The sequence below is a fragment of the Rhizobium sp. PAMB 3182 genome (genome assembly GCF_052908355.1).
The window spans coordinates 3,175,340-3,198,422 of sequence record NZ_CM128607.1 but is presented as its reverse complement, the minus strand read 5'-3'; the positions used below and the strand labels follow the sequence as shown (position 1 = coordinate 3,198,422).

The 23,083-nt window shown below is 62.2% G+C and carries 12 protein-coding genes; 11 read left to right on the top strand and 1 reads right to left on the bottom strand.

From position 1 onward, the window contains the following. Window positions 1-117 precede the first annotated feature (117 nt). From ACU5AZ_RS15420 to ACU5AZ_RS15395, 6 genes are all read left to right on the top strand, one after another. Window positions 118-1,341, top strand: coding sequence for an MFS transporter (locus ACU5AZ_RS15420; RefSeq protein WP_446823224.1), 1,224 nt, complete (start codon window positions 118-120; stop codon window positions 1,339-1,341). Between the two features lie 27 nt (window positions 1,342-1,368). Beyond that, a complete protein-coding gene (locus ACU5AZ_RS15415) occupies window positions 1,369-2,391 on the top strand; it encodes a SphA family protein (protein WP_446823223.1) in 1,023 nt (340 codons plus the stop codon). A 644-nt stretch (window positions 2,392-3,035) separates the two neighbouring features. After that, entirely contained in the window at window positions 3,036-4,469 is a 1,434-nt protein-coding gene (locus tag ACU5AZ_RS15410; protein WP_446823222.1) for a TolC family outer membrane protein, read from the top strand. A gap of 14 nt (window positions 4,470-4,483) precedes the next feature. Continuing rightward, entirely contained in the window at window positions 4,484-6,673 is a 2,190-nt protein-coding gene (locus ACU5AZ_RS15405; RefSeq protein WP_446823221.1) for a type I secretion system permease/ATPase, read from the top strand. A gap of 6 nt (window positions 6,674-6,679) precedes the next feature. Then, a complete protein-coding gene (locus tag ACU5AZ_RS15400; RefSeq protein WP_446823220.1) occupies window positions 6,680-8,008 on the top strand; it encodes an HlyD family type I secretion periplasmic adaptor subunit in 1,329 nt (442 codons plus the stop codon). A 44-nt stretch (window positions 8,009-8,052) separates the two neighbouring features. Then, the gene (locus tag ACU5AZ_RS15395) at window positions 8,053-8,598 is read left to right on the top strand and encodes a ribbon-helix-helix domain-containing protein (protein WP_446823219.1); all 546 of its coding nucleotides are present in this window, start codon (window positions 8,053-8,055) and stop codon (window positions 8,596-8,598) included. A gap of 26 nt (window positions 8,599-8,624) precedes the next feature. Here the strand turns inward: ACU5AZ_RS15395 and ACU5AZ_RS15390 are convergent, their stop codons facing one another. Beyond that, window positions 8,625-9,506: a transglutaminase-like cysteine peptidase gene (locus tag ACU5AZ_RS15390; RefSeq protein WP_446823218.1), complete on the bottom strand. Its 882-nt coding sequence runs from the start codon at window positions 9,504-9,506 to the stop codon at window positions 8,625-8,627. Between the two features lie 442 nt (window positions 9,507-9,948). Between ACU5AZ_RS15390 and ACU5AZ_RS15385 the strand changes: the two genes are divergently transcribed. The 5 genes from ACU5AZ_RS15385 (at window position 9,949) to ACU5AZ_RS15365 (ending at window position 23,067) form a co-directional block, all read left to right on the top strand. Then, window positions 9,949-18,813 carry a beta strand repeat-containing protein gene (locus ACU5AZ_RS15385; RefSeq protein ID WP_446823217.1) on the top strand — a complete coding sequence of 2,955 codons (8,865 nt, stop codon included), beginning with the start codon at window positions 9,949-9,951 and terminating at the stop codon, window positions 18,811-18,813. Between the two features lie 196 nt (window positions 18,814-19,009). Beyond that, a complete protein-coding gene (locus ACU5AZ_RS15380; RefSeq protein ID WP_446823216.1) occupies window positions 19,010-20,140 on the top strand; it encodes a hypothetical protein in 1,131 nt (376 codons plus the stop codon). Window positions 20,141-20,379: 239 nt separating this feature from the next. After that, window positions 20,380-21,096 (top strand): GntR family transcriptional regulator, encoded by a 717-nt coding sequence (locus tag ACU5AZ_RS15375; RefSeq protein WP_446823215.1) that lies wholly within the window; start codon window positions 20,380-20,382, stop codon window positions 21,094-21,096. Window positions 21,097-21,098: 2 nt separating this feature from the next. After that, window positions 21,099-22,133, top strand: coding sequence for an ADP-ribosylglycohydrolase family protein (locus ACU5AZ_RS15370; protein ID WP_446823214.1), 1,035 nt, complete (start codon window positions 21,099-21,101; stop codon window positions 22,131-22,133). After that, the gene (locus ACU5AZ_RS15365) at window positions 22,126-23,067 is read left to right on the top strand and encodes a PfkB family carbohydrate kinase (RefSeq protein ID WP_446823213.1); all 942 of its coding nucleotides are present in this window, start codon (window positions 22,126-22,128) and stop codon (window positions 23,065-23,067) included. The genes ACU5AZ_RS15370 and ACU5AZ_RS15365 overlap by 8 nt, the downstream gene beginning before the upstream one ends. The last annotated feature ends 16 nt before the right edge of the window (window positions 23,068-23,083 follow it).

The window sequence follows — 23,083 nt, the reverse complement described above, 5'->3', positions numbered from 1 at the left end:
CCCCCAACCGGGGGCATCGGGTCACGCAGCCCGAGACGAATTTCTGAATACGCAATCTGGGAGATGGGCGGCGCGCCTTGCAGTCGTGCGAGGGCGTGTGCCGTAGAGGAGGACGAAATGCAAAATCGTATAGCGGGCGCCCCTCAGGGGCTGTTGCTTGTGGCCGTCGCGTGGCTTGCGCCCATAGGGTCGACCTTGTTCGCCCCGGTATTGCCGCACATGATCCAGTATTTCTCGGCGGTGCCGCATGCCTCGGTGCTGGCGCCAGTCGCACTGGTCACCCCTGCGCTGTTCGTCGCATTGCTTGCGCCGCTGGCGGGGCTTCTCGCCGACCGGCTCGGGCGCAAGCGCCTGCTGATGGCCGCCCTGGCGCTCTACGCATTGGCCGGCATAGCGCCATTCTGGCTGGACAGCCTGCACGCCATCATCCTGACGAGGGCGGTGGTCGGCATCGCCGAGGCGGGCGTCATGACGGCCAGTACGGCGCTGATCTGCGACTACTTCACCGGAGAACGCAGGGCACACTGGCTGTCGGTGCAGTTCGGCTCGGCCTCACTCGTCGCAACCGTCTGTTTCGTCATCGCCGGCTTCCTCGGCGGATATGACTGGCGCGTGCCCTTCCTCATCTATGGCGGGACGGCGCTGTTCATTCCTCTGGTCCTCAAGCTGATTTTCGAGGCCGAGCACGTTGCGCCGCAAAGGACCGCCGAACGGCCGGCGCAGGAGGCTTCGCAGCACCTGTTCACCGTCCGCTTCGCAAGCTGCCTTGCGCTCACCCTGGTCTGCGGCCTGCTCTTCTACGTCACGCCGGTTCACATTTCCCTCGTGTTCAGCGAGCGCGGCTTCTCCGCGGCCGGTGTGCTGGGTCTGGCGAGCGCAATCGGATCGCTCGGCGTGGTCGCCGGCGCCATGCTCTTCCGCTTTCAGTCGAGGGCTCCGATCGGCGTGTTGTTGACGGGCGCCCTGGCGGCACAGGCGATCGGCTACGCCACGCTCTACACCCAGCCTTCGCTTGCCGGCGGCATCATCGGCATGTTCATCAACAATATCGGCTGCGGGGTCTCCCTGCCGCTGGTGCTGGCACTCACCATGAGCAGGTTGCCGGACAGTCATCGTGGCCGCGCCTCGGGCATCTGGACCTCGATGTTCTTCATCGGTCAGTTCGTTTGCCCGCTCACTGTCGGCGCCATCGCCAGCCTGGCCGGTGGCATGGTTGCGACCATGGCCGTGTTCGCGGTCCTGACCGCACTTGCCGCTCTCGCCTTTCTTTTGGGTTCCGCATTCGGACGCTCTTTGCGTGAACCGGTGACCCGCGGAGCGGCCATTACACCTACGCACTGATCAACATCCAAAAAGGGGGGATTTTGAATGGAAAGCCAGCGATCAATCGGCAGACTGACGTCTCTGTCTGCACTCACGCTTCTGCTGCTGGGCGGCGTCTCGAATGCCGCGGAATTTTACCAGACCGTAACGCCTGGCGCGACGACCGACATCAGGGCGGCCGAACTGCCGCCCGAACCCGGCCTCTATGCCATCGGCGGCCTTTGGGGAAGCTGGCGCGACCGGCTGAACAACGGGGATGGCGATGCCATGTACCCCGACACAGAGGAGCGGACGTTCATGGGGCAGCTCGGAGGTCTCTACGTCTATCCGGAAGAGGTGCTCGGCGGCCGGATGGCGTCCTCGCTGATCTTCGCTTATGGCAGGCACGACCTGACGGTGACGAACACGCTGCCGGTCGACCTCAGCGCCAAGCATACCGGCTTCTATGACGCCTACTCGGACGTGTTTTTCTGGTCGAAGAGCTGGTATGAAGGGCCGCCTCCGGGAGCACCCGGACAGCCCGCGCCCACCGAGGATTTCGTGCCGCCCATGCCGGTCGGCTTCACTCTCGGCGTCGGCCTCGGCGTCACGATCCCGATTGGCAGCTTCGAAAACACGTCTGTCGGCTATCCGGGTTTCAACAACTGGGTGCTTTCACCGAATATTGCATTCACCTACCGGACGAAGCCGATCTTCCTCGATGCCACGGAGTTCTCCGCACGCCTGTTCTACAATCACAACTTTGAGCGTGACGATTCAACCGGCGGCTTCACCTACCGGGACGGCGACTATCTGTCGGCGGATTTCGCGGTGACGGAGCGCTACGGCCGCTTCCAGTTCGGCCTCGCCGGCAATATCAAGTGGCAGATCCAGGATGACGAAGGCACACCGGCCACGCCCGCCTCCGACGGGCAGCGGCACAAGTCCATCCGGATCGGTCCGATTCTGTCGGTCGACTTGCCCGAATACCGCTCGACGCTGACGCTCAAATACCTGACGGATGTCTACAGCCGAAACGCGTTCGAGGGCGACTACCTTCAGCTGAGCTTCATCCGCAAGATCTGGTAGTCCGCCCACCCGGCCGACACAGATGAGAGCACCCCGCCGGCATGGAGGAAAGCCTCCATGCCGGCGGTGACACAAGTATCATGGCGTTGAGACGCTACCAGTGGCCCTGACAATCAGGCTTCACCTTTCGATGAACGGCAACCACGCGCGGGTTGACGACGAAGTCGCCGCGTCTCCGGATCATCTCTATCCGCTCAGGGCTCCCAGCCTGCCGATCACAGGCGCATCTGCGCCGACGACGAAGCCGCCGGATCTGCGTGCGCATCGACGCGTTGCCGCTGTCGCCGGCCCTGGCAAAAGCCTCAGTTGGCAAGCTGATCAGGGCTGAATTAATATATACCTATATATACAATCTTGAATATATTAAGGGCAACTTTGCACACTAATAAGTAAATATAAATCTGATTTAAAAAGTCATAATATAACTAAATATAATGAGGCAATGATGCTACACTTGCCACTTAACAATTTAAATACCAAAAATGATCTCCTTGGATAGGTTGCGATATCGTGATACTTCACGTTCAAGAGTTGATTGTGCGAAGATGCAATGCATTACGACCTATGCACGGATTTTATTAGGAATGACTGTAAAATCTACACCGGGTCCAAGTCTAAAGTATTCGCGCTGATTGGGGTGGGATATGAATTCTAAGTTGAAGGCCGTTCTGGGGGCAGTCTTGCTCGTAGGAACGATTCTGTCTGCAAATGGCGCAGGCGCAATGACGCTTCATGAAGCGTTGGCCCTCGCGGTGACGACCAATCCGGAAGTGGGGCAGGCACTCGAAAACCGCGAAGCGGTGGAGTTCGAGCTGCGCCAGGCGCGCGGCCTCTACCTTCCTAGCGTGGATCTGGAGGCCTCCGTGGGCGTCCGTGGTTTTGACAGCCCTAGCCGTCGCAGCATCGGACTCGACGACAATGCCCTCTATCCGTCCGGCGTCGACCTCGTGGTCACGCAGAAGCTGTTTGACGGCGGCAAGCGCCGCGCCGGGCTCGACCTTCAAGCCGCACGCGTCGACAGCGCATCCTTCCGCGTTCTAGAACGCAGCGAGACGATCGGCCTGCAGGTCGTGCGTGAATATCTGGAATACATGCTGCAGACGCAGATCATCGCCGAATCCAAGAAGAACATCGCCTTCCATCAAGGTATCCTGAAGGATATCGGCTCGCTGATCTCAAGCGGTACGCTGACGGTCGCCGATCGCCAGCAGGCCAACGAGCGTCTTCTCGGCGCCCAGGCGCGACTGCAGGAGGCAACCGAGACGCTTGAAACGGTCAAGGCCAGCCTCAACCGCCTGCTCGGCCAGCAGCTCACCAATCCGAGCATGCCGAAGCCGGTCGCGGGCGCGTTACCGAAGAGCCTCGACGCCGCCATCGATCTGGCGCGTCGCGGCAATCCCCGCATCAGCGTGGCCAATGCCGACATCGACGCGGCCGATGCCAACGTGCGCAGCGCACGCAGCAACTACCTGCCGGAGATTTCCGCAGAAGGCCGCCTGCGGACCGGCAACGACATCGACGGCAGCGACGGCCATACCGGCGACGCGCAGGTCCGTCTTGTCGCCCGCTGGAACCTCTATCGCGGCGGCATCGACATCGCCAACGAACAGGAGCAGATCCGTCGGGCAAGCGAGCAGCGCCTCGCACTCACCCAGACGCACCGGGAAGTGGAGGAAGCGGTCCGCGTGTCCTGGGACAGCCGGATGAAGCAGAGGGAGCTGGCCGGCATCCTCAGCCAGCAGGCCTCGTCAAATGCCCAGCTGGTCTCCAGCTACCGCGAACAGATGAGCATCGGGCAGCGTTCGCTCCTGGATGTGCTCGGAGCGCAGAACACCCGCTACAACGTCGACATTCTTTCCAAGACCGCCCAGTACGCGGCGATCTTCGCCGACTATCGTCTGCTCGCCGCCACCGGCAGCCTGCTGCGCACCATGCAGATCACGCCGCCGAACCAGGCCGAGGCCTATGCCCGCGGATCGTTCAAGGTGAGGAGCGTCGACAATCCGCAGTACAACCGGCGTCCGTCCCGCCAGGATCCAGGCATTCCGATGGATCTTCTGCTGCCTTCCGGCAATTGAGTGTGTAAGGGCGAGTGCCATTGACCGTTGCCGGGGAAGTACCTGATCTGCAAGCTTTAAATGGGGCAACGACGTTCAGGGATTCATTTCGCAGTGTCGCCGGCTTTTACAGCAAGCCGACGTCCGATGCTGTGCTTTTCTCCGGCGTTCCCTTTGACGCCGTCCAGCCGACATTCGAAGAGGTAGAGCGGCTGGCGAGCAGGCTCGGGCTCGAGGTCAGGGAAATCAAGCCGGAAGCCTTTGCCCGCCACGCCTTCGATCTGCCCCTGCTCATAATATATCGGGATGGAACTTCCGCCGCCCTTCTGGAAGAACGCCCCAACGGAACAGTTGCTTTCGAATACAGGCCGGTTCCCGGCCCCGATATGCTGTCCGATGCCACAAAGATGCTGAAGCGCGCCCCATTGACAGCTTTTTCCTTCCAGCCGGTCTACAGCAATGCCTCGGAAGACGGCATTTCCGGCGTTGCCGCCGAAGTGGAAAAGCAGCATTGGCTGCGCTCCACGCTGAAACCTTTCATGCGCTCCTATGTGGAAGTCGCGCTGGCAACGCTGTTCATCAATCTCCTGGCGCTCGCCACTCCGCTTTTCGCGATGAACATTTACGACCGCGTACTGCCGAACAAGGCGGCGACGACGCTCTGGGTTCTGGCCATCGGTGTGGCCGGCGCGTCGCTGTTCGATTTCACGCTGCGCACGCTCCGGGCATCGATCATCGACTTTGCCGGACGCAAGGCGGACCTCCGCCTGTCCTACATGCTCTACGAGAAGATCCTGAACACCAGTCTAAAGTCGACGGCGATGTCCACCGGCGAATATGCCAACCGGGTGTCGCAGTATGAATTCGCACGCGAGTTCTTCACGTCCAACACCATCAGCGTCGCCATCGACTGCGTCTTCGTCTTCCTCTTCATTGGCATCATCTATGTCATCACCGGCTGGGTCGCCGTCATTCCGCTGATCGCGTTCGTGCTCGTCGTCATGATCGGCTATTACGCGCAACTGCGGATGAACCGGGTGATCGCCACCTCACTGAACGAGGGCTCCCTCAAGCAGTCCCTGCTGGTCGAGACGATCGCAAGCCTGGAAACGGTCAAGCTGCTGACGGCCGAAGTGCCGCTGCTGCGCCGCTGGAGCCAGTTGTCCAGCAACGCATCGCGCACCGGGGAAAACATCAAGCGGTTGTCCGCCTGGACCGCCAACGTCACCCAGTTCATCCAGCAGGTCGCCTATGTGGCGATCATTGTCGGCGGCTTCTACGAGTTTTCGGCAGGCAACATCACCTCCGGCGCGATCGTGGCCGCCTCCATGCTATCGTCGCGCGCAGTGGCACCCCTGAGCCAGCTGGCTCTGACGATCGCCCGCTTCCGCCAGGCGATGCTCTCATTGCGGATCGTCGACGGCATCATGTCCCAGGAGGAGGACCGGCCGGCCTCCGCGAGCTTTGTGAACCGCGACGTCACCTCGGGCGCCGTCGCCTTCCGCCAGGTCGACTTCACCTACCCCGGCACCGACAACCAGGTTCTCGCCGGCGTCAACATCGAGGTGCGGCCGGGCGAGAAGGTCGGCATCATCGGCCGCATCGGATCCGGCAAGACGACGATGGGCCGCATGGTTTCCGGACTTTATTCGGCAAGCAACGGCCGGGTGCTGATCGACGGCGTCGACATCCGCCAGTATCATCCCGCCGCCGTCCGCACCGCCATCGCCTTCGTTTCCCAGAACTCCGACCTGTTTGCCGGCACGGTGAAGGAAAACCTCTTGATGTCCGCGCCGCAGGCGACCGACGAGGAGATCATCGAGGCCGCCCGCAATGCCGGCGTCGAACGCTTCGTCTCGCGCCACCCCGCCGGTTATGACATGCCGGTCGGTGAGCGCGGCAGCCTGCTGTCCGGCGGCCAGCGGCAGTCGATCGCCATTGCCCGCATTCTCTTACGCAAGCCGAAAATCATATTCCTCGACGAGCCTTCCGGCGCCATGGACCTGGCAAGCGAGAAGGAGCTCATCGATCGTCTGTCGACCTGCTTTCCGCGCGAGACGACCATTCTCATCTCCACCCATCGCTACAGCATGCTGAACCTCGTCGACAGGCTGATCGTCCTCGATCAGGGCCGCGTCATGGCCGACGGCCCGAAGGCCAAGGTCATCGAGTTCCTCAAGGGGGCCACCGCAAACGGCGGCGCGCCCGTTCCGGTTCAGGAGTGACGTGCCATGGCGGGGGCTAAGCGATTTGCGCGACGCAAGAGCAGACCGATCATCGCCAAGGAAAGGCAGGCGCCGGAAATCCGGGCGACGCTTTACCTCATCTGCGGCCTGATTGCCGCCTTCCTGGTATGGGCATCCAGCGCGCAACTGGAAGAGATCGCCCGCGGAACCGGCCGTGTCATTCCCGTTTCCAAGACGCAAATCATCCAGTCCAGCGAACCGGGCATCGTGCAGGACATTCTGGTGCAGGTCGGCCAGACCGTGAAGAAGGGCGATATGCTGCTGCGGCTGGACGACACCATGACGGCCTCCTCGCTGGGTGAGGCCGAAGCCAAGGCCCGCTCGCTCAGCGCCCAGATCGCCAGGCTCGACATAGAGCAGAGCGGCAATTTCGACACCACCTACGCCTGCCCTCAGGACGTTGCCAGCATTGCCCCCGAGGTTTGCCTGAATGAAGCAAGCCTGCTGAAGGCACGGGCTGACAATTTCTACAACCAGATGGACGTGCTGAAGGAGCGCCTGCAACAGCGCGTGAAGGAACTCTCGGAAGCCCGGGAGAACATCTCCCGACTGCAGGAAAGCCTCAAGATCTCTCAGCAGGAGGAAACCCTTCTCGGGCCCCTCGTGCAGCGCAAGCTCGCCGCCCAGACCGACCTCCTGAAGATCCGCAAGGAAATTGCCGACACGCAAGGTCAGATCAAGCAGCTCAAGGAAACGGTCGATCGCGTGCAGGCGGCCGGCAATGAGGCGAAGCTTCAGCTGAACGAACTGAAACTGCAGGCGCAGCAGGAAGCGCTGGCCACGAAGACGGAGGCGCTGTCCCAGCTTTCCGTGCTCAAGCAGACGATCAAGGGCGCCGAAAGCCGGGTGACGAACACCGACATCCGCTCGCCCGTCGACGGCATCATCAACACGTTGGACGTCAACACGGTCGGCGCCTATGTCAACGCCGGCGCGGTCGTCGCGGGCATCGTGCCGACCTCCGACAAGCTCCTGGTGGAAGCCCGCCTCTCGCCTTCGGACGTGGCCTTCGTGCGCCCCGGGCAGTCGGCGACGATCAAGATATCCGCCTATGACTTCACCATCTATGGCGGCCTGCAGGGAACGGTCCAGACCGTTTCGGCCGATAGCATCGTCGATCAGCAGAAGGGCGAAAGCTATTACCTTGTGCGCATCGGCACCGACACCGCCGCCCTGACGAAAGACGGAAAATCCTACCCCATTTCACCTGGCATGATTGCGACCGCTGACATCGTCACCGGCAAGAAAACCGTATTAGCCTATCTGTTGAAGCCCCTTATCAAGGCTCAAAGGGAAGCGATGAGGGAGCGTTGAGACCTTTGACTGTGGAAGACAATACCGACAACCTGAGATTTCGAGTGATATCCCTCGGCGGAACAAGACGCGGCGTGCGCCTTGAGGACGGCTTCTGGAATGCTCTTGCCGAGATCGCCGCGCACGAAGGCAAGCGGGCGAATGCAATCATCGGCGAATACGCAGAGCGCTACGTCAATCTCGGCAACCTGACAGCCGCCATTCGCCTCGGCATCCTCGAGGATATTCGCAAGCACCACAAGCTTAGGCCGGGCGCATCCGACCTGATCATCGGCCTGGTGGCCGCGAGCCCGACAGCATCTTTCGCCATCTCGGGCAACAAGCGGATCATAACCTATAACGCCGCGTTCCTGACATTGCTGCAGGCACGCTTGTCGCACGTCGCATCGGAATCCCTCTCGGCAAGCATGAAGTTGCAGCTCGAAACACCGCTCGAAACGCTGATGACGCAGTTGAAGGCGTCACCGCGAAGCCCGGTATCCACCACCTATGCCATCGCCATGCAGGATCGTGTGGTCAAGGGACGCGTCAACACGGTACTTGCCGACCCTTCGGGTCAGGGCGCCATCATCGGCTTTATTCTGAACTGACGGACGCCAGGGGACTCCCGCCGGGATCAGCCCGGCAGGCTGCCTTCCAGAGCCATGCCCTGTGCGGCCACATTGGCGCTCCCCTTGGCAAAGCCATGGATCCACGACCGGTCGGCGCTCATCGAATAGAGCGGCACATAGTTGGAATAGCTGGTGTCCATGGCGACGTTGGTGCGCAGGTTGTCGAGAATATAGTGACCCTGGCTGGTCGAAACCGCCAGCACGGCATGGAAAATGTTCCGGTTGGTGATCTTCAGGACGACGATGGACATGCTCTTCTCCGGAACGCCCATGGCCTTCAGCGCCGTCATCTTCAACAGGGCGAAATCCTCGCAATCGCCCTTGCCGAGCTGCAGTGTTTCGGACGGCTTCGCCCAATAGTCGCGCTTGCCGTAGAGCGCCTTGTCCGACGTGTATGCGATCATGCCGTTGACCGCGCGGTTGACGGCCGAAAGCCGGTCGGCAAAAGGCATGCTCTTGGCGGTCGAAACGATCCGCTCCAGCTGCTGTTCGCGGCTGGCGCAACCGGACTTCTGCCCGCAGGCGGCAGACGCATGCAGATCAAGATACGGTCTTACCTTCTTCCAGCTGTCGGAAGCCGGCAGACGATTGAAGCTGATCGGAACCGACGCGAACACCGCCGTCGCCTCGGACGTCTGCGGCACTTGCCTCTGGGGCATGGATTTGCCCAGAATATCCGTCGACAACCGACCGGCCATGTTGCTGATCACCGATGCCATGATCGGCAAAGAGCTGATCTGGAACACAAGACTGTTGGCAGCCATGACAAGGCTGGAAGAGGCGTTGAGAACCGGCAGCTCGATTGCCTTGGCGGGACCGGCAAGCGCCATCACCCCGGCCAGAGCGGCTGCTTGAAGAAGGATTGGTTTCTTCTTGTTCTTGATCATCGAATATTTCCCCGTTCTTGCAAATAAGAATAGCAACGGGGGAGAAATACTCGGTGAATATACTTGACTTATATTTGCATAATTTATCAGCTAAAATTTTATGAGAAACCGCAACCTGAGGCGCCCGTCGTTTGAAGGGGCAAACGGCCGCCAAGCTGCCCGTCCCGCCGCGAAACGGGAAACAGCAGCTCGAACCCTATAGGCGCTGGAAATTCGATCGAGCCATGGGGCGACCGAAGCCAAAAGTGAAGAACACGCCCGACGATCGTTAACGTCGGAAATTCCGGGCGTATATATTTAGATATATACAGCAATTAACCATCGGTAAAAATAACATTAAATAGCATAACTGGATATATATACTTAATATGAATAAGTAAAATTCGAATTGATAAGTAAAAACTGGCGTGGTTTACAAATCCCTAACGAACGGGAGAAGACCATGCTGGATCGCGTCAATACGGAAACGTCGGCTCAAAACAACACGGGCAGCGCGGACAGCGCCGCCGAGCATTCGAACCGCACCGTGCGAGTGGCGCAGAATGCCGAGCCGACCTTTGTCGACCCCGCGACCGGAAATGCCGCGCAGCAGCCCCAGCCAGAACAGCCGTTGCTTCCCACGCCCGGCCAGCCGACCACTGTCACCGCCAATGCCGAGAACCAGGTCCAGCTGCCGGCCGGCGTTTCGATCGACAACATCGTGGTCAAGGGCGACAACCTCGTCCTCGTTCAGCCCGACGGTTCCGAGATCATCATCGAGAAGGGTTCGCAAAACATCCCGACCTTCCTCATCGGCAATGTCGAAATCACCCCCCAAACGCTGGTCGCAGCCCTGCAGGCCAACGGCATCAACGTCGCCGCCGGCCCCGACGGCACCGTGGCCGTCGCCAACAACACACAGAGCTCGGGTGGCGACAGCTCGGATGTTTCCGCCGACATCGGCTCCGCCGGCCCCGTCATCGATCTGCTGGGCGCGACCGAACTGCAGTTCGGTGCCCCAACCGAAGACATCATCACCCCGCCGGCGGAACAGCAGTCCACTCCGAACTCGCTGCCGACCATCGACAGCATCCCCCAGGGGAAGGACGACGGCGCCATTGTCTTCGAAGCCGGCCTGCCTGCCCGCAACAGCGAGCCGCAGGGATCCGACGAGCCCTCCAATTCCGAGAAGACGACCGGCGCGATCCAGTTCACCTCCGCCGACGGCGTTTCTGTCGTCTCGCTGGGCGGTCATATTCTGACCACGGCCGACCAAACCTTCTCCGATGCGACCGGCGACCTCGTTGCCCGCTACACCTACGATCCAGCGACTGGCATCGGAACGATCGTCTACACTTTCACGCTGACGGACAACACCTCCGGCGATGACACAACCGTCTCCCTCGACATATCGGTGCTGGATCCCCAGGGCGATACGGCGACCGGCAACCTCGTCATCAACATCGTCGACGATGTGTCCACGGCCAATGCCGATACCGACACCATCGCCTCCGGAACCTTCGGCCCGGCCACCGGCAATGTCCTGACCGGCGTCGACATCGCCTCCGGCAACGACAGCAATACGAGCGACGGCACCGCAGACGTCCAGGGCGCCGACGGCGCAACCGTCGTCGGCGTCGCCAGCACCGACACCGGCAGCAATCGCGACGATGCCACATCCGGGCAGGCCGCAACCGTCGGCGCCGCAATCCAGGGCGACTACGGCAAGCTCACCATCAACGCCGACGGCTCCTACAGCTATGTCCGCGATGCAGGCTCCAAGGGCGGCGTCAGCGACGTCTTCACCTACACCATCAAGGACGGCGACGGCGACTACTCGCACACCACGCTGACCGTCTCCATCGACGACGCCACACCCACAATCAACACCGTCCCGGCCCCGGGCGCAGCTGGCGCCATCGTCTATGAAGCCGCCCTGCCGGCTCGCAGCGGCGAACCCCAGGGCTCAAACGCATCCGCCACCTCCGAGACCACCTCCGGCTCCATCGCCTTCACCTCCAAGGACGGCATCACCGCCGTATCCCTCGGCGGCCACGCCCTGACCACCTCCGACCAGGTCTTCGCCGACGGCTCAACCGGAACCCTCACCGCCCGCTACACCTATGACGCCAACACCGGCGCCGGCTCCATCATCTATTCCTACACCCTTATCGACAACACATCCGGCGACAGCACCAACGCCACATTCGCCATCGACATCGAGGATGCAGACGGTGACCACACCGCAGCAGGCAACCTCGTCATCAACATCGTCGACGATGCGTCCACGGCCAATGCCGATACCGACACCATCGCCTCCGGAACCTTCGGCCCGGCCACCGGCAATGTCCTGACCGGCGTCGACATCGCCTCCGGCAACGACAGCAACACGAGCGACGGCACCGCAGACGTCCAGGGCGCCGATGGCGCAACCGTCGTCGGCGTCGCCAGCACCGACACCGGCAGCAATCTCGACGATGCCACATCCGGGCAGGCCGCAACCGTCGGCGCCGCAATCCAGGGCCTCTACGGCAAGCTCACAATCAACGCCGACGGCTCCTACAGCTATGTCCGCGATGCAGGCTCCAAGGGCGGCGTCAGCGACGTCTTCACCTACACCATCAAGGACGGCGACGGCGACTACTCGCACACCACGCTGACCGTCTCCATCGACGACGCCACACCCACAATCAACACCGTCCCGGCCCCGGGCGCAGCTGGCGCCATCGTCTATGAAGCCGCCCTGCCGGCTCGCAGCGGCGAACCCCAGGGCTCAAACGCATCCGCCACCTCCGAGACCACCTCCGGCTCCATCGCCTTCACCTCCAAGGACGGCATCACCGCCGTATCCCTCGGCGGCCACGCCCTGACCACCTCCGACCAGGTCTTCGCCGACGGCTCAACCGGAACCCTCACCGCCCGCTACACCTATGACGCCAACACCGGCGCCGGCTCCATCATCTATTCCTACACCCTTATCGACAACACATCCGGCGACAGCACCAACGCCACATTCGCCATCGACATCGAGGATGCAGACGGTGACCACACCGCAGCAGGCAACCTCGTCATCAACATCGTCGACGATGTGTCCACGGCCAATGCCGATACCGACACCATCGCCTCCGGAACCTTCGGCCCGGCCACCGGCAATGTCCTGACCGGCGTCGACATCGCCTCCGGCAACGACAGCAACACGAGCGACGGCACCGCAGACGTCCAGGGCGCCGATGGCGCAACCGTCGTCGGCGTCGCCAGCACCGACACCGGCAGCAATCTCGACGATGCCACATCCGGGCAGGCCGCAACCGTCGGCGCCGCAATCCAGGGCGACTACGGCAAGCTCACCATCAACGCCGACGGCTCCTACAGCTATGTCCGCGATGCAGGCTCCAAGGGCGGCGTCAGCGACGTCTTCACCTACACCATCAAGGACGGCGACGGCGACTACTCGCACACCACGCTGACCGTCTCCATCGACGACGCCACACCCACAATCAACACCGTCCCGGCCCCGGGCGCAGCTGGCGCCATCGTCTATGAAGCCGCCCTGCCGGCTCGCAGCGGCGAACCCCAGGGCTCAAACGCATCCGCCACCTCCGAGACCACCTCCGGCTCCATCGCCTTCACCTCCAAGGACGGCATCACCGCCGTATCCCTCGGCGGCCACGCCCTGACCACCTCCGACCAGGTCTTCGCCGACGGCTCAACCGGAACCCTCACCGCCCGCTACACCTATGACGCCAACACCGGCGCCGGCTCCATCATCTATTCCTACACCCTTATCGACAACACATCCGGCGACAGCACCAACGCCACATTCGCCATCGACATCGAGGATGCAGACGGTGACCACACCGCAGCAGGCAACCTCGTCATCAACATCGTCGACGATGCGTCCACGGCCAATGCCGATACCGACACCATCGCCTCCGGAACCTTCGGCCCGGCCACCGGCAATGTCCTGACCGGCGTCGACATCGCCTCCGGCAACGACAGCAACACGAGCGACGGCACCGCAGACGTCCAGGGCGCCGATGGCGCAACCGTCGTCGGCGTCGCCAGCACCGACACCGGCAGCAATCTCGACGATGCCACATCCGGGCAGGCCGCAACCGTCGGCGCCGCAATCCAGGGCCTCTACGGCAAGCTCACAATCAACGCCGACGGCTCCTACAGCTATGTCCGCGATGCAGGCTCCAAGGGCGGCGTCAGCGACGTCTTCACCTACACCATCAAGGACGGCGACGGCGACTACTCGCACACCACGCTGACCGTCTCCATCGACGACGCCACACCCACAATCAACACCGTCCCGGCCCCGGGCGCAGCTGGCGCCATCGTCTATGAAGCCGCCCTGCCGGCTCGCAGCGGCGAACCCCAGGGCTCAAACGCATCCGCCACCTCCGAGACCACCTCCGGCTCCATCGCCTTCACCTCCAAGGACGGCATCACCGCCGTATCCCTCGGCGGCCACGCCCTGACCACCTCCGACCAGGTCTTCGCCGACGGCTCAACCGGAACCCTCACCGCCCGCTACACCTATGACGCCAACACCGGCGCCGGCTCCATCATCTATTCCTACACCCTTATCGACAACACATCCGGCGACAGCACCAACGCCACATTCGCCATCGACATCGAGGATGCAGACGGTGACCACACCGCAGCAGGCAACCTCGTCATCAACATCGTCGACGATGTGTCCACGGCCAATGCCGATACCGACACCATCGCCTCCGGAACCTTCGGCCCGGCCACCGGCAATGTCCTGACCGGCGTCGACATCGCCTCCGGCAACGACAGCAATACGAGCGACGGCACCGCAGACGTCCAGGGCGCCGATGGCGCAACCGTCGTCGGCGTCGCCAGCACCGACACCGGCAGCAATCTCGACGATGCCACATCCGGGCAGGCCGCAACCGTCGGCGCCGCAATCCAGGGCCTCTACGGCAAGCTCACAATCAACGCCGACGGCTCCTACAGCTATGTCCGCGATGCAGGCTCCAAGGGCGGCGTCAGCGACGTCTTCACCTACACCATCAAGGACGGCGACGGCGACTACTCGCACACCACGCTGACCGTCTCCATCGACGACGCCACACCCACAATCAACACCGTCCCGGCCCCGGGCGCAGCTGGCGCCATCGTCTATGAAGCCGCCCTGCCGGCTCGCAGCGGCGAACCCCAGGGCTCAAACGCATCCGCCACCTCCGAGACCACCTCCGGCTCCATCGCCTTCACCTCCAAGGACGGCATCACCGCCGTATCCCTCGGCGGCCACGCCCTGACCACCTCCGACCAGGTCTTCGCCGACGGCTCAACCGGAACCCTCACCGCCCGCTACACCTATGACGCCAACACCGGCGCCGGCTCCATCATCTATTCCTACACCCTTATCGACAACACATCCGGCGACAGCACCAACGCCACATTCGCCATCGACATCGAGGATGCAGACGGTGACCACACCGCAGCAGGCAACCTCGTCATCAACATCGTCGACGATGTGTCCACGGCCAATGCCGATACCGACACCATCGCCTCCGGAACCTTCGGCCCGGCCACCGGCAATGTCCTGACCGGCGTCGACATCGCCTCCGGCAACGACAGCAACACGAGCGACGGCACCGCAGACGTCCAGGGCGCCGATGGCGCAACCGTCGTCGGCGTCGCCAGCACCGACACCGGCAGCAATCTCGACGATGCCACATCCGGGCAGGCCGCAACCGTCGGCGCCGCAATCCAGGGCGACTACGGCAAGCTCACCATCAACGCCGACGGCTCCTACAGCTATGTCCGCGATGCAGGCTCCAAGGGCGGCGTCAGCGACGTCTTCACCTACACCATCAAGGACGGCGACGGCGACTACTCGCACACCACGCTGACCGTCTCCATCGACGACGCCACACCCACAATCAACACCGTCCCGGCCCCGGGCGCGGAGGGCGCCATCGTCTATGAAGCCGCCCTGCCGGCTCGCAGCGGCGAACCCCAGGGCTCAAACGCATCCGCCACCTCCGAGACCACCTCAGGCTCCGTCGCCTTCACCTCCAAGGACGGCATCACCGCCGTATCCCTCGGCGGCCACGCCCTGACCACCTCCGACCAGGTCTTCGCCGACGGCTCAACCGGAACCCTCACCGCCCGCTACACCTATGACGCCAACACCGGCGCCGGTTCCATCATCTATTCCTACACCCTTATCGACAACACATCCGGCGACAGCACCAACGCCACATTCGCCATCGACATCGAGGATGCAGACGGTGACCACACCGCAGCAGGCAACCTCGTCATCAACATCGTCGACGATGCGTCCACGGCCAATGCCGATACCGACACCATCGCCTCCGGAACCTTCGGCCCGGCCACCGGCAATGTCCTGACCGGCGTCGACATCGCCTCCGGCAACGACAGCAATACGAGCGACGGCACCGCAGACGTCCAGGGCGCCGACGGCGCAACCGTCGTCGGCGTCGCCAGCACCGACACCGGCAGCAATCGCGACGATGCCACATCCGGGCAGGCCGCAACCGTCGGCGCCGCAATCCAGGGCGACTACGGCAAGCTCACCATCAACGCCGACGGCTCCTACAGCTATGTCCGCGATGCAGGCTCCAAGGGCGGCGTCAGCGACGTCTTCACCTACACCATCAAGGACGGCGACGGCGACTACTCGCACACCACGCTGACCGTCTCCATCGACGACGCCACACCCACAATCAACACCGTCCCGGCCCCGGGCGCAGCTGGCGCCATCGTCTATGAAGCCGCCCTGCCGGCTCGCAGCGGCGAACCCCAGGGCTCAAACGCATCCGCCACCTCCGAGACCACCTCCGGCTCCATCGCCTTCACCTCCAAGGACGGCATCACCGCCGTATCCCTCGGCGGCCACGCCCTGACCACCTCCGACCAGGTCTTCGCCGACGGCTCAACCGGAACCCTCACCGCCCGCTACACCTATGACGCCAACACCGGCGCCGGCTCCATCATCTATTCCTACACCCTTATCGACAACACATCCGGCGACAGCACCAACGCCACATTCGCCATCGACATCGAGGATGCAGACGGTGACCACACCGCAGCAGGCAACCTCGTCATCAACATCGTCGACGATGTGCCGACGGCCGTTATCGACAGCGGCTCCGTCAATGAAGGTGCGAGCCTCACCGTCAATGCGGCTTCCGGCGTCCTAGCCAATGACATCGCCGGCGCAGACGGTGCGGTCGTGGCCGGCGTGCGCGCAGCCGGCGCCGACACCACATCGGCCGTCACCTCCGGCATCAACACCGTCATCAATGGCCTCTATGGCACGCTGACCCTTCAGGCCGACGGCTCCTATGTCTACCATTCGACCGCAAACGCCATCTCCGGTGCCCAGCAGGATGTCTTCGTCTACACCGTCGTCGACGGTGACGGAGACCTGTCGACCACGACGCTCACCATAAACCTCGCAGACGCAAACCTGGCCGCTCCGGCAGACAGCGACGTCACGGTCTATGAAGCGGCACTCGACACCAGTAAGGACGGCGCGGACCTCGCAGCCGGCACCGTCACAGGCTCCATTCCGGCCGGCACCGGCGAGACCGACGCCTCCAACCAGCTCAATGCCACCGGCGGCTTCGGCACGCTGACCTATGCTCTCGTCGGATCGCCAACCGGTTCGTACGGAACCATCCAGATCAACAGCGACGGCTCATACGTCTACACCCTCACCAAGCCATTCGACACCACGCCGGACGCCAACAACGCCAACAACACGGAAACCGCCGAGAGCTTCACCTATTCCGTCACCGATGCAAACGGCAACACGACGACAGGCACCATAACAGTCAACATCGTCGATGACGTACCGACGCTCGGCGCATTCATGTCAGCTGTGATCCCCAACCAGACGGGAACAGCCAACGGCTTTTTCGATGTCAACTTCGGTGCCGACGGCTACAATCATGGCAATACATTCGACATCCATTATACGGGGCCAACTCTGAATGGAGTAACGTTCACGGAAACGGATCTCGGAGGAGGCGTAACGGAGTTTCTGGCTGAAACATCAACGGGCACCGACATCTTCAAACTCACAGTAAGTGCAGACGGCACCTACACCTTCAATCTGATCACCCCAGAAGCATCGCAGGACCGCACTGTAACTGTTTCTGACCTGGCACCAGGCAATACGCACTTCAGGGAAACCAGTGATGGCCGCATTGAGTTGACTGCGGGACCAAGTGCTGGCGCGACGGTGAATGCGTCCGGACCAGGCTTTGGTGTCAACAACCAGTTTCTTGGTGATGGCGAAACTTTGAACATGGAGTTTCACCATACAGGGAACTTTGGGACCAATGACAGTCCCACATCGGATCCCGAGTATCTCAGCAGTCTGACGTTGACCGTCGGGCAGCTAAATGGCAGCGCAGTTACAATCAACTGGACGGCAACCAACTCGCTTACCGGACAAACCGAATCCGGGTCATTCTCCGTTGGCGCCGCCGGCACCTATACAATTGATCCAAGCATCCTGTCTTCTTTCAACGTCATCCAGCTAAGTGCTTCTGGAGGCAGCGGCAACGGGATACGTATTGATACGATTACAGAACACATCACCATTCTTCCTCAGGATCAGAATTTGACTTTCGATATCGTCGCGAGAGACGGTGACGGCGATTTGAGCTCGACTTCATCTATTGCGGTCCACCAGGTTGCGGCCACATCGACAAGTTACATGCTTAACGGTGGTGCGGATGAAGATGTAATTGCCACGAGCAATTTGGCCGATACGATAACCGGAGGAAGCGGCTATGACATCGTGGACTACCGCGATGACACGACTGGAGTTACCGTGAATCTTCTCACTGGGCACGGTTCCGGAGGAACAGCCGCCGGTGACATCTACTCTGGGATAGAAGGCATACTTGGAGGCCTTGGGGACGATACACTTGTTGGAGATTCTGGGGATAATCTTCTCGACGGTGGCTCAGGTTCTGACCACATGACGGGCGACACCGGCGACGACACGTTCGTCATCAGTGCGGACACGCTCGCCATCGGCATCGACGACATCATCACGGACTATCATGCAAACGAGGATACGGTGGACCTCACGTCGCTCCTGAATGGATTGGCGGGCGTCACGGACCCGCATGCCTCCGGCTATGTGCAGGTGGTGCAGTCCGGTAGCGACGCACTTGTTCAGGTGGATACCAACGGGAACGGCGACAACTATCAGACCGTCGCCATTCTCAACGGTTTCAATTCCGCACTAAACACCGTTCATATCCTCTATGATGACGCAACCAGCACGCCACATCAGGCCAATGTCTGATGTGGCTGCGCTGTCGGTGATAAAGTCTCATTACCGCGCAACGTGCCATTGGCTGGGCAATGCGTAGTTGTGTATGTCGCGATGGAGGAAACCGTCCACATGGCACTGAGGAGCGCCTTCAATCGCGGTCTTGTCGAGTGCGTATGAGGTTAGGATCAACATGGTGATGCCCGTGGAACTCAGGAAGCCATTTTACATGGCCCTGCTCCTTTCCGTTCTCGCCGGCTGCCAGACCGGCGAGCTGGCCGAGGGCATCGATACACCGGCGGGGAAGACGTCGGCGCACGCCGGTGGCCCGCAGCCGAAGAGCGAGACCATCGGCACCGGCGATCCTCTCATCGGATATCTGGGCTTTCAGCCGGCGGACCAACCCGCCAGCCAGGCGGAGCGTGACAGGCGGGCCGGAGCGTCGATGGCCGTCCGCGATCTGGGTGGCGGCGATTTCTCCATGCGGGTGGAGCAAAGCGGCGACAAGCCCGATGAGGTGGAGGCGGCAACCCGCAAGCTCGGCACAGCCGGCATCAAGGTGCTGCTGACGTCCGCGCCACCGTCCTACCTGCCGGACATACGCCGGGCGCTCGCGGGACGCGATGCAGAGATCATCCTGCTTTCAGACAACGGAGCCCTGCCGCCAAAATCCGGTGCGTATCTCTTCAAATCCAACGCCGTCGACGGCATCATCGAGGCCGTTTCCTTCGCCACGGCCGAAGGCGCCCAAAAGGGTGTGCTGCTCGCCCCGGCGGGCTACAGCAAGGCAGAGATCGAGCGCGCGAAGCAGGAGGTTGCCGCATTTGGCGGCTCCATCGCTGCAACCATCCCCGTGGGCGAAGCCCCGCCGAGCGGCAAGCAGGCGGAGGCGATGAAAGCATACGACCTCATCGTCCTGTTTCCCGGCATCAAGAATGCGCCACAGATCGTCAGGAGCATCCAGGAAGGGCGCGCGACCTCCGCCCGTGCGAAGCTCGTCATCGCGGAGACGACCCCAGTCGACGCGCTTCGCGCGCCGGACCTTTCCGGCGCGCTCGTCTGCCGCTTCGGCTACAACATCCAGAATCGTATCGGCGATCGCTATCTCCGCGAGACCGGCTTTCCCGTCAGCCTCGATGCGGCCTATGCATATGACGCCGCCGCCATGTCCCTTGGCATAGCCCGCCGATATGGCCGCCAGGGCCTCGACGAAGCGCATCTGACGACGCCGTCCGGCTTCCGCGGCGCGGCCGGCGTATTCAGGTTGCACGCCGACGGGACGGTTCGCAGGAACTGCGACATGTTCCGAGTTTCCAATGGCCAGTTCGTCTTCTTTCAGCCCGCCCCGACGACCTTTTGACGCGCATTCACGCGATGCATTAAGCCCGCGACACTGGCTCTCGACAGCTCTGCGGCAGGTTCTCAAGATCCAGCTCGCTCCCCCCAGCCATTGGGTTGCCGCCTGCACGGCTTGCCGCGAAGCATAACGCATCGCGGTGCGAGATATTTTCCCAATTGACTAACACGTCGGGCCATGGAACGTATGTAAACAGGTTTGAACAGGTTCAGTGAACAAGTTGACTGGAGAATACAGCCGCAATGAAGGTTAAGCTCGAACCAGGAGTGGCCAAGCCGCAGCAGATCGCCAGCGTGCTGGAGGAGGAAATCCGCTCCGGCAGGCTGGCCTTCGGCGATCGGCTGCAAAGCGAGAACGAGCTTGTCCGGCGGTTTTCGGTGAGCCGCAATACGCTGCGCAAGGGATTGGAAGAACTGAACAGCCGTGGCCTGATCACCACCAAGGTCGGGATCGGCTCTTTTGTGACCTTCAACGGAAAGACCATCGATGATGCGGCCGGCTGGTCGAGAGCCCTTGCCGATGCCGGAGCGCAGACCGAAACGCGCGTCTTGCGAATTGAGATGCTGCGGGATGCCGATCTTGCGGAACAGCTTTCAATCGAAGACGACACCTTCATCGCCGTCGATCGCCTGCGCCGCCTGTCCGAAGGACAGGTCCCAGTGTCGCTGGAACGCAGCCGCCTGCCGATGTCGCCGGAACTGGAGAGCGTACCGCTAAGCGGCCTCAAGTCCGGCTCGCTGCGGGAGACGTTGCGGGTTGCGGGGCTCATTCCGACGAACGGCGAAGAGTGGGCCGATATCGCTCTGTTGTCGGCGGAGGACGCCGCCCTCCTGGAATGCGCCGAAGGTGCCGCATTTCTGCGGACAAGGCGCCTGTCGCGTAGCGCGGACGGTCGCCCGATCGAATATGTCACCAGCCTTTTGAACCCCACATATTTTGCACTTCATCTGGAATTTTGAGCATGACGGTTTCCCGCGAGAAGATGGTCGATAGAGCAGTAGCGGCACTGACAGGCGGCGCAATCGGCGACGCCATGGGAATGCCGACGCAACTTCTCTCGCCGCAGCGGATTGCCGAACTCTACGGGCACGTCGAGAGCTTTGTTGCTCCGACCGAGGATCACCCTGTCTCCCGGGGCCTTGCGGCCGGTACGATCACCGACGACACGGAGCAGACCCTGCTTCTTGGCGACGTCCTTCTGCAATCGCGGGACGGCTTCGATCACAGGCTGTGGATCGACGCGCTGCTGGCCTGGGAAGAGAGCATCCGCGCCCGTGGCGGCTATGATCTCCTCGGCCCTTCGACCAAGCGCGCCATCGACGCGATCAATGCCGGCGTCCCGCCGGAACAGGCCGGTCGATACGGCGACACGAATGGCGCGGCCATGCGCATAGCACCTGCCGGCATCATGCTGCCTGCGTCGCGCCAACTGGTGCAGACCGTCGCCGAGACGTGCCGCTCGACACACAACACATCGATCGCCATTGCCGCCGCGGCGGCCGTTGCCACCGTCGTCAGTTGCGGGCTGGACGGCGCTGTGTGGCGTGAAGCCATACCGGCCGCACTGGAAGCCGCAAAGGTTGCGGAGAGCGAAGGAGCCTGGGTTGCCGGCGGACGCATTTCTGCGCGGATCGCCTGGGCTGTGTCTTTGGCCGAACAGGCCCGAACAACAGCGGATATCCAAGCAATGTTCGATCTCATCGGCACCAGCGTCGCCTCGCAGGAATCTGTTCCGGCCGCCTTTGCGGTCCTGGCCCTGGCTGATGGCAATTGCTGGAGGGCGGCCGTCATTGCCGCCAATCTCGGCGGCGACACCGACACGATCGGCGCCATCGCCTGCTCCATGGCAGGCGCCTGCGGCGGTCTCTCGTCGGTCGCGGACGACATGATCGCCGGCCTCAAGGGGTTCGATCCGGAGAAGGCCCTTTCACTGGTTGAGGCCCTTGTCGATCGTCGCCTGGCACTGGCCGAGAACCAGAAGGGGCGGCATGCCTGAACCCCGGCTCTTTCATATCGGCAGTGCCGTCGTCGATTACGTCTACGAAATCGATCGATTGCCCATGCCCGGCGACGACCTCCTGGCGTCCAGCTTTTCGGCCCTGCCCGGCGGCGGCTTCAACATGCTGGTCGCAGCGCATCGAAGCGGCCTCGATTGCGCCTATGCCGGCAAGATCGGGTCGGGACCCGTCGGCGCCCTCCTCGCGGCGGCATTCCAGGCGGAAGGCATCGATTGCATCCAGACAACGGCAACCGGCGCCGACACCGGCAACTGTATCGTGCTGGTCACCGCAGACGGGGAAAGAACCTTCGTCTCCCGACAGGGGGCGGAGGCACTCATCGAGGCCGACGATCTTCGCTCCATCGCCCCAAAGGCCGGGGACTGGTTCTTCACCTCCGGATACACGCTCGCCTATCCGGAATGTCGCGATATCCTGGCAGATTTCATAGAAGGCCTGCCGGGCAATGTGACCTTCATGTTCGATCCCACCGGCGTAGTCACCCATATCCCGGAGGATATCCTGGCACGGATCATGAAGCGCTCCGACTGGCTGACCTGCAATCGCGCGGAAGCAACAGCGATCGCCGGCAAAGCCGGTCTGGAGGATCTGGCAACAAGGCTGCTTGACCGGTCCTGCCCGCATGCGAAAGGCGTGATCATACGCTGCGGCGGCGATGGCGCGCTGCTGGCCTTGAGAAACGAGCAACCCGCCTTTGTCCCAGCCTTCCGGGTCGACGTGGTGGATACCAATGGCGCCGGTGATGTCCATTCCGGCGCGATGGCCGCGGCGCTTGCCCGCAATGAGCCGCCCCTGAATGCACTGCGCATTGCCAATGCCGCCGCCGCCATTTCGACAACCCGCCGCGGCGGCTCGAATGCCCCATACAGACAAGAAGTCGAAGAATTCCTGAAACGTGCCGGGGAAACATAATCGACTGAAAAAGAAG

Excerpts from the sequence above, each read along its gene's own strand:
- ACU5AZ_RS15420 (WP_446823224.1), top strand. The coding sequence starts at position 118 with ATGCAAAATCGTATAGCGGGCGCCCCTCAGGGGCTGTTGCTTGTGGCC.
- ACU5AZ_RS15415 (WP_446823223.1), top strand. The coding sequence starts at position 1,369 with ATGGAAAGCCAGCGATCAATCGGCAGACTGACGTCTCTGTCTGCACTC.
- ACU5AZ_RS15410 (WP_446823222.1), top strand. The coding sequence starts at position 3,036 with ATGAATTCTAAGTTGAAGGCCGTTCTGGGGGCAGTCTTGCTCGTAGGA.
- ACU5AZ_RS15400 (WP_446823220.1), top strand. The coding sequence starts at position 6,680 with ATGGCGGGGGCTAAGCGATTTGCGCGACGCAAGAGCAGACCGATCATC.
- ACU5AZ_RS15390 (WP_446823218.1), bottom strand. The coding sequence starts at position 9,506 with ATGATCAAGAACAAGAAGAAACCAATCCTTCTTCAAGCAGCCGCTCTG.
- ACU5AZ_RS15385 (WP_446823217.1), top strand. The coding sequence starts at position 9,949 with ATGCTGGATCGCGTCAATACGGAAACGTCGGCTCAAAACAACACGGGC.
- ACU5AZ_RS15380 (WP_446823216.1), top strand. The coding sequence starts at position 19,010 with ATGGCCCTGCTCCTTTCCGTTCTCGCCGGCTGCCAGACCGGCGAGCTG.
- ACU5AZ_RS15375 (WP_446823215.1), top strand. The coding sequence starts at position 20,380 with ATGAAGGTTAAGCTCGAACCAGGAGTGGCCAAGCCGCAGCAGATCGCC.
- ACU5AZ_RS15370 (WP_446823214.1), top strand. The coding sequence starts at position 21,099 with ATGACGGTTTCCCGCGAGAAGATGGTCGATAGAGCAGTAGCGGCACTG.
- ACU5AZ_RS15365 (WP_446823213.1), top strand. The coding sequence starts at position 22,126 with ATGCCTGAACCCCGGCTCTTTCATATCGGCAGTGCCGTCGTCGATTAC.